The sequence below is a fragment of the Maribacter litoralis genome (assembly GCF_003075045.1).
GTDB lineage: Bacteria > Bacteroidota > Bacteroidia > Flavobacteriales > Flavobacteriaceae > Maribacter > Maribacter litoralis.
This window is the reverse complement of record NZ_QCZD01000001.1, coordinates 1,619,535-1,631,545: the sequence shown is the minus strand read 5'-3', so window position 1 is coordinate 1,631,545 and position 12,011 is coordinate 1,619,535. Positions and strand designations below refer to the sequence as shown.

Sequence of the window (12,011 nt, the reverse complement as noted above, 5' to 3'; positions counted from 1 at the left end):
TGATGCTGAATTTGAAATAAAAAAGCAGCAAAAGCATGAAGCCCTTGCTGCGCGGGATAACAGTTTGATAAATCAATCTGTTTCCTAAATTATTAAAGAAAAAACTTGTTTTTTGACACAGTACCTATGAGTAGTTGCGTGGTTTAGCACTTAACTTTGCAAGTACACACCAAACTGAAAATCCGCGAGGATTTTCAGAAGTAGGCGAGAACAAGCAATTACTTATAGCCATTGTTGGCGGTAGTTTTTATTTCTTCATTTAGCCGTTCTAATTCAACTATAAACTCTTGAACCATTCCGGGTTTTACTTTTTTCGGTGTATGTACAAGTTGATTTCTGAATTTACGCAATCTGTCAATTTCATAAAGCAACTCTTTTGTTATTTGTCCTTGGTCATAAAGAAGTCTGATTGCTTCTCTAACTGACATAAATCTATCAGTTCTTCGTTTAACTTTATTAACTACTGTTTCTTCTAATTCAGACCATAGTTTTAAGAATTCTCCTAAATCACCTGCTTTTAGTTCCCTGTCAGCAAGGTCTTTTATTTCTTTTGTTAATTCCCAAATTGGGTCATTATCAGGATACAAACTGTCTTTTGGAATTTGGTCAAATGATTCGCCCCAAAAGTCATCAGAGTTCGGAATCTCAAACTTTGCAATCAGTCTATTATTAAAGTCTAATTCCGATTTTGAGTCGTAAGTAGTTGTTATGTCTTCTGTACCTACTAAATAACCTTCTTGAAAATATGGACGAAGTGCGTGTGGTGGACAAATACTTAAAAGACGAATATTTACTAAATCGTGTTCCGAGTTTACAGAAATTCTATTGGTAATGTATGGTAAGCCAAAAACAAAAATATAAGCATTATCGCTATTATTATCTTGTAAAGCGAAAGAACAAGCTACTCTTAATGAATGAGTAAAGTCAAGAAGTGGCGTTGCACAAACCTCATAATGCTGTAAAACGCTCCATTGAATATATTTTTTTCTTTTCAGTTCTTTATACCCTTCTACTTTTTGATTAACGAATAAGTCAGTCAAACTTTTACAAGCTCCATTAAGAATATCAAATCGGTTATTTACTTCTCTTTGTTGTAAATAGTCTCCTCGGTAAATTGAAGGATAAAAAGTTGAACTTCCTCCACGATTTCTATAATCAGAATTCTGTCCTCTGTAAAAAAGAAGATGGTCTTTATTCAAATATGCTAATTGTGCGGTCTTTTCAACTAATTCACGAAATGTCTTGATTGGAAAAGCATTACTGGAAGCAACCGTTCTTGGGTCTCCACCAATAAAATCTAAAATTTCTTGAGTTAATTTTCCTTCTATGCTTCTCATTTGTTCAAATTACCGCCAACTATTGTATATGTGCACAATTACGCATATTCCCCTATATTCAGAAATATGTGTAATTACACTTCTAATATACCACTAAAGAATAAACTTACAATTTTGAAATGACACTCCTTTACGGGAAACCATAACTGGTCAAAAAAATATGTATGGTTTGGGTATTTTTACGACCAAATGGTCATGCCAAAGAAAATTCTTTTTATCTATAATGCCAATAGCGATACGGGTAGTAAAATGCTAGATTTCGCCCATAAAATCATTAACCCAGCTACCTATAACTGCAATCTCTGCAGTTTAACTTATGGTAGTTTTACCGAGAACAAACAGTGGAAAGGGTTTAGGGAAAGTTTGTTAGCCAAAGGCTACGAGTTAGAATTCTTTCATAAAGATGAATTCCAAGAAAACTATAAAAGCAAATTTGGGCATGCATTTACCTATCCTATTATATTAGAAGAAACGGATCATGACCTAGAGGTGTTGGTGTCTGCCGAGAAGTTGAACGTTATGGAGACGGTGGAGAATCTTATTGGTGAAGTAGGCAGTTTCAGTGTTCAGTAAGCAGTTTCGGTTTTCAATTGTTTTCGTTATAAGACTCCACTGTCAGTTCGAGTGAATTACGAGGAACGAGGAATTTGTATCGAGAACAGGTTCGGTACACGCGAGGGTTCTCGATACAAATTTTTTACTTCCGCTCTGCTACAGTATAAAATCCACTCGAACTGACAATACGTTTTGTCTGTTGTTAAACGTAGTCTTAGAGATACGTGTTCCAAATAAGCAGATAGCTGCGCTTTACTCGCTATGACGATGATTTGCAAACGTCTTTGCGAGGAGCTTTTCGCGTCGTGGCAATCTGTTGAATGTGTGTTATGTATTTGGTTGTCGGTTGGTCGCTGAGCGTAGCCGAAGTGATTCATGTTCCAAAGTTCTCGACTGCGCTCGAAGTGATATTTCGGTTTTAGAAGAGTAAAAAGTACAGCGTATTAAGTCGTAAGTAATTAAAGAGTACAAAGTATTAAGTATTAAGTAGTGGATGTGCAGTGTAAAGCGAATAGCATAAAGCGAACAGCTCTGAGTACGAAGCACGAAGAACTAACACAAACAGCTATGTACTTTGTACTTAATACTTAATACAAAAAACGCGCAGCGTTAAAAAAAAACTGCCAACTGTCACTGCCAACTGAATACTAGAACAAGTACTTAATACAAAAAACGCGCAGCGTTAAAAAAACGAACAATCATTAACGAACAACCATCAACCATTCTTCGTTGCCTCAAAAAACTGCCCGTTTATCTCGTCTATGTATGCTAATACTTCATCGCGGCCGCTGCGGTGGCTAGAGCTGGTGATAAAGTGCGGTGGAGCTTCTTCCCACATGTCCGTGGTGAGTTTGTTCAAGTATTGGTTTACTTGTCGCTCAATGGCTTTTGGCTTTAATTTATCGGCCTTTGTAAAAATTATGGCAAAGGGTACTCCGTTTTCACCCATCCACTGCATGAATTCCATATCTATAGGTTGTGGATCATGGCGAATATCTACGAGCACAAAAGAACAAACCAATTGCTCTCGTTGTAAAAAGTAATTGGTAATATATTTTTGAAAGGTGTTTTTGTCTTTTTTGGAAACACGAGCGTAACCATAACCCGGTAAATCGACCAAAAACCAATTCTCGTTGATCTTAAAGTGGTTGATGAGTTGGGTTTTTCCGGGGCGACCAGAGGTTTTTGCCAAGCTTTTACGCTCGGTCAACATGTTGATCAAAGAAGACTTACCTACGTTAGAACGACCAATAAAGGCATACTCGGGCAATGGCTCCTTTGGGCATTTGGTAACATCGGAATTGCTCATTACAAAGTCGGCCGACTTTATTTTCATCCGTAGGGTATTTAAAAATTATTTTTGGTCAACCATTCATCTAAAATGGTATTGAACTGGTCTGGGTGCTCCATCATAGGTGCGTGTCCACATTTATCCAACCAAAAAAGATCGGAATTGGGTAGCAGCTCGTCAAAAAGCTCTGCAACATCTGGCGGAGTAACCGTATCATCTTTACCCCAAATAATACAAGTAGGGGTTTGCATGCTTGGTAGATCTTGTGCCATATTATGGCGAATGGCACTTTTGGCGATCGCCAAGGTTTTTACCAATTTAACACGATCGTTGACCGTGGCAAAAACTTCATCTACAATTTCTTTGGTAGCAACTTCTGGATCATAGAAAACATCTTGAGCCTTCTTTTTAATGAACTCATAATCACCACGTTTAGGGTAACCGTCGCCCATGGCGCTTTCGTAGAGCCCAGAACTACCGGTAATGACCAATGCCTTAACCTTGGCTGGGTAAAGTTTGGTATGTAAAAGACCAATATGGCCACCTAAAGAGTTGCCTAAAAGAATAACATCTTCAAGCCCTTTATGATCTATAAATTTTTTAAGATATTTTGCAAAATTCTTTACCGTTGTCTTCAACATTGGCATAGAATATAGCGGAAGTTCAGGTATAAGTACTTTGTATCCTTTTGGAGGAAAATAAGAGGTTACCCCTTCAAAATTACTAAGTCCGCCCATAAGTCCGTGAAGAATAATTATGGGTTTTCCTTCACCTTTCTCTATATACTTAAAGCCACCTTCGTTAATCAATTCGTTTTCCATGCGCACTACTCATCATAATTGCCCAAATATAGGTAATTACAGAGAATAGCAAACAACTCTTTTCGATAAGGTGGTTTTATGATTACATCAACTTTCGATTTTCCCCAGAATAAAGGTGAAGTGGTAAAATCTGATCAAAAAAATCCGATGAGTGGCAAAAACGGTTCACAAAAGGGGTAATTTATTAACAAAGTGGTTTTTAGTGGTAAAATGTGGTAATAATATTTATATATTTGAGTTATATAAATAAAACCTATCCATTTTGGACATTTATTTCTTTGGGACATTTAACTGCAAGGCCGATGCCAAGGGGCGTATCATGCTTCCTGTTGCGCTGCGCAATCAAATGACTCCGATCTTAAATGAAGGTTTTTTTATTAAAAAGTCGTACTACAACGAATGCCTAGAATTATATCCTGCTCAAGAATGGTATAAAATCATGGCGGAAATGGACCAGAATAATCGATTTGATGAAGAAAGCCAACTTTTTCAAAGAATTTTTATGGATGGGCTAAGACCTGTAGAGGTAGATGGTACCGGTAGGCTTTTATTGGCAAAAGACGTGATTTCTTTAGCTGGAATTACAAAAGAGGTGAAGATAGTGCCAATGCGCAAGCATTTGGAGATATGGGATGTGAAAGAGTACGAAGCTACCATATCTATATCTAAGGAAGAGAAGAAGAATTTGGTGAAGCGTGTAATGCTGAACAAAAAAGAAGATAAAGATGTATCATAATCCGGTATTGCTGACAGAGACAGTAGATGGGTTGGACATCAAAGAAGACGGTATATATGTAGACGTGACATTTGGTGGTGGCGGTCACTCTAAAGAAATATTGAAAAGATTGGGTAAAGAAGGCAAGTTATATGCCTTTGATCAAGACGAAGATGCGCAGGCAAACGCGTTAGGTGATCCAAGATTTACGCTAATTGCGGAAAATTTTAGATACATCACCCAGTTTTTAAAGTTCTATGGCATTAGAAAAGTAGATGGAATCTTGGCAGATTTTGGAGTTTCATCGCATCAGTTCGATCAAGCGGAACGTGGTTTTTCAACCCGTTTCGATGCGGATCTGGATATGCGAATGAGCAAGCGTAATACGCTGTCTGCTTTTGAGGTGGTCAACAAGTATTCGTATGACGACTTGAGAAAGGTGTTGTTCGAATATGGCGATATCAGAAATGCCAACGCTATGGCAAAGGTGATCGTTGCCAGTAGGGAAGAAGAGCCAATACAGACTACCGATGCCTTAAAGGTGGTGTTGAAGCAGTTTTTGCCAGAGCATAGGCAACATAAAATATTGGCGCAGATATATCAGGCGATTCGCATAGAGGTGAATCAAGAGATCGCGGTGATCAAAGAGTTTTTGGAGCAGGTGCCAGGGTTGTTGAAAGAGAAGGGAAGACTAAGTGTTATAAGTTACCATTCATTAGAAGATAGGTTGGTAAAAAGATTTATAAGGGCCGGTCAATTTGAAGGAGAGCCAGAAAAGGATTTTTACGGGAATATAGATGTACCGTTAAAAAAGGTTGGAGGATTGATAGTTCCGACCAGAGAAGAGATAAAAGTTAATAACAGAGCACGTAGTGCCAAATTGAGAATAGCAGAACGCAATGGCGAAAAGTAAAGTGAAAACAGGTGTATTTGACCTATTGAAGGGAAAATTTTTGGTGAGCGGTGACGCCCCTAAAAATTGGCTGTTCATTATTTTCATTTCTTTTTTGGCAACGGTAATGATCAGTAGCTCACACAGCGCCGATCAAAAAGTACACCGTATTGCATTGTTGAACGAAGAGGTGAAAGAATTGCGTAACGAATTTGTCGATATGCGATCAGATGTGCAGCAATTAAAGCTAGAATCGAACATTACCGGTAAAATATCGGCAAAAGGATTATTTCCTTCAGAAACTCCCCCGCAAAAAATTAAAGTGAAATCTTTAAATGAAGAGGAGTAATGGCGGTAACGGATAAAAGCATATTAAAAAGACTCTACATAGTGGCGGGTTGCATGGTGCTCTTTGCGGGCGCGGTGTTGTTCAAGCTGGTTTCTATTCAAATTGTAGATGGCGAAAAATACCAGGCATTGGCAGATACGCGAACAGAGCGTATGTTCACCATTGAGCCCAACAGGGGTAATTTGTATTCTGACGATGGTAGCCTTTTGGCGACTTCGGTATCTAAATACACCATCCGTTTTGATGCCGTAACGGTTAGTGCCGAAGATTTTAAGGAAAATGTAAAGCCGTTGGCAGATGCCTTGGCAAAGCAGTTTGGGAAAACATCTTCTCATTATCAGCAAATATTAAGAAAGGCAAGAGAGAATAAAAATAGATACGCATTGATCGTGCGTAATTTGGATTATTCAGATTATATGGCGGTTAAAAAGATGCCGCTATTTAATAAAGGTGCCTATAAAGGAGGTTTGATCATTGAGCAGAAAACCAAAAGAGAGCATCCGCTAGGTAAAATAGCCGAGCGTAGTGTTGGTTATGAGCGTGTAGATGAAAACGGTTATTACACCCGTGTGGGAATGGAAGGTGCCTTTGGAGAATATTTAAGGGGAATTTCTGGTAAGCGTTTAAAGCAAAAAATCGCCAAAGGACAGTGGAAGCCAATCGGTAACGATAATATCATTGAGCCAAAAGATGGTTATGATGTGTATTCTACCATTGACATCAATATACAAGATATAGCGCACCATGCACTTTTGGGGCAATTGGAAAAATACCAGGCAGACCACGGTACGGTAATCGTAATGGAGGTGAAGACCGGTGAGGTAAAAGCGATTTCCAATTTAGGGCAGACTTCAGAGGGTAAATATTATGAGCGTTTAAACTATGCCATAGGTGAATCTCACGAGCCTGGGTCAACATTTAAGTTGGTGAACTTGGTAGCTGCTTTAGAAGATAAGATAATAGATACCAGTACTGTAATAGATACCGAAAAAGGGTCATGGAAATTATATAGACATAGAATAAAGGATACCAAGCGTGGTGGTCATGGAAAAATTACCATGTCAAAGGCATTTGAAGTGTCGTCTAACGTTGCATTTGCAAAAATGGTGCATGAAGGCTACAAGAACGATCCCGAGAAATATGTAAACAGGTTAATGGAAATGGGCATTCATAAAGAACTGGGCTTGCCGGTTGTTGGTGAAGGCAAACCGGTTTTACGTTACCCTGGTGATAAAGGTTGGTCTGGGTTGTCATTGGCGCAAATGGCTTATGGGTACGAGGTGTCTATGACTCCGTTACAGACTTTGGCTTTTTATAATGCTATCGCCAATGATGGTGAAATGGTAAAGCCAAGATTATTGAAAGAAGTAAAAGAATGGGATAAGACCATTGAGAAGTTCGATAAAAAAGTATTGAACCCTGCTATTTGTTCGCAGTCCACCGTGAAGAAAGTACAGCAGATACTTAAAAATGTGGTAGAGAAAGAGCATGGTACCGGTCATGGTATGTATTCCAAGAATTTTTCCATGGCAGGAAAAACAGGAACTACCCAGACAAACTATGTGTCTAAGGATAGGTCTAAGTACGAATACATTTCATCTTTTGCGGGTTATTTTCCGGCAGACGATCCAAAGTACTCGTGTATTGTGGTTATCCATAAGCCAGATAAGGGTGTGGGATATTACGGTGCCGATGTTTCAGGGCCGGTATTTAAATCGGTTGCACAGAAAGTATATGCTACATCTCCTTTAACAAGTGAGGTGGATGTAAAAGATGTATTGGTGGCAGATAATGAAGATTCTCATAGTGGCTATTATAAAAAGGCGCAGCAAAAATATGCAGCGGTACCAAATGTAAAAGGTATGTGCGGTATGGATGCCGTAGCAATTTTAGAAAATTTAGGTATTGAGGTAGAAGTAAAAGGGAACGGAAAGGTTAAACGCCAATCGATTTCTACGGGTACGGATTTAAAAGCGGTGAAAAAAATAGTATTGGAGTTGATATGATGCAATTGAAAGACATATTATATGGAGTGCGTATTACTGCTGTTAGCGGTACTACTACTTGTGATATAGCTTCAGTGCAGTTCGATTCTCGTGAAGTACAAAAATTTGATGCCTTTGTTGCAATTAAAGGTACGGTTACAGATGGCCATAAATATATTGATGCGGTTGTAAAAGCTGGTGCAAGGGCGATTGTTTGTGAAGAGCTGCCAAAAGAAATGGTAGATGATGTAACCTATGTACAAGTAGAAAGTGGTAATCAAGCATTGGCATTGATGGCTTCAAACTACTACGATACGCCGTCTAAAAATTTAAAATTGGTGGGTGTTACCGGTACCAATGGTAAAACCACAGTATCTAGTTTGTTGTATCAATTGTTCAAAAAAGCAGGGTATAAAGTAGGGTTGTTGTCCACCATAAAAATAATGGTAGACGATACCGAATTTCCTACCAAACATACCACACCAGATGCATTGGTGATCAATAAGCATTTAAAATTGATGAACGATGCCGGTGTAGAGTTTTGTTTTATGGAGGTAAGCTCTCATGGAATTCATCAAAAAAGAACGGAAGGTTTAGCTTTTGCAGGTGCAATTTTCACCAATCTTTCCCATGATCACCTAGACTATCATAAAACCTTCGCAGAATATCGCGATACCAAAAAGATATTGTTCGATCAATTGCCTAAAACGGCTTTTGCGCTGACCAATATTGACGATAAGAATGGCTTGGTCATGTTGCAGAATACCAAAGCTAAAAAAGCAACGTATGCGCTAAAGAACTATGCTGATTATAGAGCGCAGATTTTAGAGAACCAGTTCGATGGTCAATTGTTGAAAATCAATGACAACGAGTTGTGGTCAAAACTAATAGGTTATTTCAATGCTTATAATATGCTGGCGATTTACGCTACTGCAGATTTATTAGGATTGGATCAATTAGAAACCCTGCGCCTTATAAGCGAGTTGGAAAATGTAGACGGCAGGTTTCAATATTATATATCAAAAAATAGAATTACGGCAATAGTTGATTATGCCCATACGCCGGACGCCCTAAAAAATGTGCTTGAGACAATCAACACGTTGAGAACTGGAAATGAAAACGTCATCACCGTTGTGGGGTGTGGTGGCGATAGAGACAGATCAAAGCGTCCGGTAATGGGTAATATCGCCTCTGAGATGAGTAACAAAGTGATTTTTACATCCGATAACCCTAGAACGGAATCGCCCACGGAAATCATCACCGAAATGGAAGCGGGGGTCGAGCCGCAGAACGTCAAAAAAATGCTGTCCATTGAAAATAGGGAACAGGCGATAAAAACGGCCTGTCAATTGGCAGATGCCAACGATATCATATTGGTAGCCGGTAAAGGTCACGAAACCTATCAAGAGACCAATGGTAAGCGTGTAGATTTCGACGATTTTAAAATAGTAAAAGAGCTGTTGAACAGCCTAGATAAATAACCAAAGCTTAGAAGCAAGAATAAAGAATATATGTTAACCTACCTGTTTGAATATTTAGAAAAACAATACCAGTTGCCCGGTGCTACGCTGTTTCAGTTTAGTACGTTTCGTGCTGCAATGGCTATTCTTTTTTCGTTGATGATTGCAACAGTATACGGTAAGCGTGTTATTCTGTTTTTGCAAAAACAACAGGTGGGCGAGACCATTCGAGATTTAGGTCTTGACGGTCAAAAGCAAAAAGCGGGTACCCCGACAATGGGCGGATTGATCATTATTATGTCTACCCTAATCCCAGTACTGTTATTTGCAAGATTGGAAAATATCTACATAATACTATTGATTTTCACCATGCTTTGGATGGGGGCAATTGGCTTTTTAGATGATTACATCAAAGTATTTAAAAAGAACAAAGAAGGTTTAAAAGGTAGGTTCAAGGTTTTGGGTCAGGTAACATTGGGGCTTATAGTTGGTGCGGTACTATACTTTCATCCAGAAGTGACCATGCGTGATCATGATAAAACAATAATTACGCAAGAATACACGGTAGAGCAAGTTAAGGGAGAGGAAATCAAATCGACCATGACAACAGTACCGTTCTTTAAAAATAACGAGTTTGACTACGGTAGTTTAATTTCTTGGGCAGGCGAAAGTGCAAAGGAGTATGCTTGGTTGTTGTTTATACCGATAATCATATTAATAGTTACGGCAGTATCTAATGGAGCTAATTTAACTGATGGTATAGATGGTCTCGCTGCGGGTACTTCGGCTATTATCGTATTTACGCTGGGTATTTTTGCGCTGGTATCGGGTAATATTATTTTCTCTGATTACTTGGATATCATGTACATACCAAGAGTAGGAGAACTATTGATTTTCATTACTGCTTTTGTTGGTGCATTGATCGGATTTTTATGGTATAACGCCTTTCCGGCACAAGTATTCATGGGCGATACGGGTAGTTTGACCATTGGTGGGGTAATTGCCGTAATCGCGATTATAGTACGTAAAGAATTATTGATTCCCGTGTTGTGCGGAATCTTCTTTGCCGAATCACTTTCCGTGATGATGCAAGTAGGATATTTTAAGTACACAAAAAAGAAACTTGGTGAAGGTAGACGCATTTTTTTAATGTCTCCCTTACATCATCACTATCAGAAAAAAGGATATCACGAGAGTAAGATCGTAACCCGTTTTTGGATCGTGGGCATTTTATTGGCCATTGTGACCATAGTGACCTTAAAAATTAGATAATGGCACTGCTAGTAGTACTTGGAGGAGGAGAAAGTGGAGTAGGTACGGCCATTTTAGGATTAAAGAAAGGATACGATGTATTTGTATCGGATAAAGGAAAAATAAAAGAGAAGTATAAAAACGTTCTTGAACATTTTGAGATTGATTGGGAAGAAGAACAGCATTCTGAAGACCGCATACTAAAAGCCGATTTGGTAATGAAGAGTCCGGGTATTCCGGATAAAGTACCCTTGGTAAAACAGTTGGTGGAGATGGGCGTTCCGGTGATATCAGAGATAGAATTTGCAACAAAGTATACAGATGCAAAAATCATTGGTATAACGGGAAGCAACGGTAAAACAACGACTACCATGCTCACGAACCACATATTGGCTGCAGCCGATTTAAAAGTGGGTATGGCAGGTAATATTGGCGATAGTTATGCGAAAATGGTTGCGGAGAACGATTTTGAGTATTACGTACTTGAAATCAGCAGTTTTCAATTAGACGGCATTAAAGATTTTAAACCACACATTGCCGTGATTACGAATATTACACCAGATCATTTAGATCGGTATGAGTATGAGTTTGAAAACTATATAGCATCAAAGTTCAGAATTGCAGAAAACCAAGACGAAAACGATTATTTGATTTATGACGCAGATGATTCGGTTTTGGTGGATTGGCTGAGCAAGCACCCTGTCAAATCAAAATTAATGCCCTTTTCATTGAATAAAGTATTTGAGCAAGGCGCATTTATAGAACAAAACGAGATAATAATAAAAACAACAACAGACACTATTAGCATGACGAAGAACACTTTGGCCTTAGAAGGTCAGCACAATGTAAAGAACACAATGGCAGCGGCAACAATTGCAAAATTGGTTGGTATACGCAAAGAGACCATAAGAGCCTGTGTTTCTAATTTTCAAGGGGCTCCCCACCGTTTGGAAAAGGTGTTGAAAATACATCATGTGGAGTATATAAACGACTCAAAGGCAACAAATGTAAATGCTGCCTATTACGCATTAGATAGTATGAAATCACCTACTGTGTGGATTGTAGGTGGGGTGGACAAAGGAAATGAGTATATGGAACTAATGCCTTTGGTACGAGAAAAAGTAAAGGCAATTATTTGCTTGGGCGAGAATAATGAAAAGATCAAGCATGTATTTGGTAAAGCCGTAGACTTATTGGTTGAAACGTATGCTATGGAAGAGGCCGTAAAAGTAGCCTATAAAATTGCAGAACGTGGTGATACGGTATTGTTGTCGCCGGCTTGTGCAAGTTTTGATCTGTTTAAAAACTATGAAGATCGCGGAGATCAATTTAAAAACTGTGTAAAAAACCTATAA

11 protein-coding genes are annotated in these 12,011 nt (G+C 38.7%); 8 read left to right on the top strand and 3 right to left on the bottom strand.

What is annotated here, in order from left to right; genetic code table 11:
- Positions 1-218: 218 nt before the first annotated feature.
- Complete coding sequence (locus DCS95_RS07305; RefSeq protein ID WP_116770091.1) at positions 219-1,337, bottom strand: FRG domain-containing protein; 1,119 nt, start codon at positions 1,335-1,337, stop codon at positions 219-221.
- 195 nt (positions 1,338-1,532) lie between these two features.
- Here DCS95_RS07305 and DCS95_RS07300 point away from each other — a divergent pair, with 195 nt between their 5' ends.
- On the top strand, positions 1,533-1,910 hold the full coding sequence (locus tag DCS95_RS07300; RefSeq protein WP_116770090.1) for a GTPase: 378 nt from the start codon (positions 1,533-1,535) through the stop codon (positions 1,908-1,910).
- A 697-nt stretch (positions 1,911-2,607) separates the two neighbouring features.
- Here the strand turns inward: DCS95_RS07300 and yihA are convergent.
- Together yihA and DCS95_RS07290 are read right to left on the bottom strand one after the other, a co-directional pair.
- Complete coding sequence (gene yihA / locus DCS95_RS07295; protein WP_116770089.1) at positions 2,608-3,228, bottom strand: ribosome biogenesis GTP-binding protein YihA/YsxC; 621 nt, start codon at positions 3,226-3,228, stop codon at positions 2,608-2,610.
- Positions 3,229-3,239: 11 nt separating this feature from the next.
- Positions 3,240-4,004, bottom strand: coding sequence for an alpha/beta fold hydrolase (locus DCS95_RS07290; protein WP_116770088.1), 765 nt, complete (start codon positions 4,002-4,004; stop codon positions 3,240-3,242).
- 262 nt (positions 4,005-4,266) lie between these two features.
- Here DCS95_RS07290 and DCS95_RS07285 point away from each other — a divergent pair, with 262 nt between their 5' ends.
- Genes DCS95_RS07285 through murD form a run of 7 tightly spaced genes read left to right on the top strand, consistent with a single transcriptional unit; the run spans position 4,267 to position 12,011 of the window.
- Positions 4,267-4,740, top strand: coding sequence for a division/cell wall cluster transcriptional repressor MraZ (locus tag DCS95_RS07285; RefSeq protein ID WP_116770087.1), 474 nt, complete (start codon positions 4,267-4,269; stop codon positions 4,738-4,740).
- Complete coding sequence (gene rsmH / locus DCS95_RS07280) at positions 4,730-5,632, top strand: 16S rRNA (cytosine(1402)-N(4))-methyltransferase RsmH (protein ID WP_116770086.1); 903 nt, start codon at positions 4,730-4,732, stop codon at positions 5,630-5,632. The genes DCS95_RS07285 and rsmH overlap by 11 nt, the downstream gene beginning before the upstream one ends.
- A complete protein-coding gene (locus DCS95_RS07275; RefSeq protein ID WP_407658169.1) occupies positions 5,619-5,960 on the top strand; it encodes an FtsL-like putative cell division protein in 342 nt (113 codons plus the stop codon). The genes rsmH and DCS95_RS07275 overlap by 14 nt, the downstream gene beginning before the upstream one ends.
- Complete coding sequence (locus DCS95_RS07270; RefSeq protein ID WP_116770085.1) at positions 5,960-7,966, top strand: penicillin-binding protein; 2,007 nt, start codon at positions 5,960-5,962, stop codon at positions 7,964-7,966. The genes DCS95_RS07275 and DCS95_RS07270 overlap by 1 nt, the downstream gene beginning before the upstream one ends.
- A complete protein-coding gene (locus tag DCS95_RS07265) occupies positions 7,963-9,426 on the top strand; it encodes a UDP-N-acetylmuramoyl-L-alanyl-D-glutamate--2,6-diaminopimelate ligase (RefSeq protein WP_116770084.1) in 1,464 nt (487 codons plus the stop codon). Before DCS95_RS07270 ends, DCS95_RS07265 begins: the two co-directional genes overlap by 4 nt.
- 30 nt (positions 9,427-9,456) lie before the next feature.
- Positions 9,457-10,677 carry a phospho-N-acetylmuramoyl-pentapeptide-transferase gene (mraY, locus tag DCS95_RS07260; RefSeq protein ID WP_116770083.1) on the top strand — a complete coding sequence of 407 codons (1,221 nt, stop codon included), beginning with the start codon at positions 9,457-9,459 and terminating at the stop codon, positions 10,675-10,677.
- Positions 10,677-12,011 (top strand): UDP-N-acetylmuramoyl-L-alanine--D-glutamate ligase, encoded by a 1,335-nt coding sequence (murD, locus tag DCS95_RS07255; RefSeq protein WP_116770082.1) that lies wholly within the window; start codon positions 10,677-10,679, stop codon positions 12,009-12,011. Before mraY ends, murD begins: the two co-directional genes overlap by 1 nt.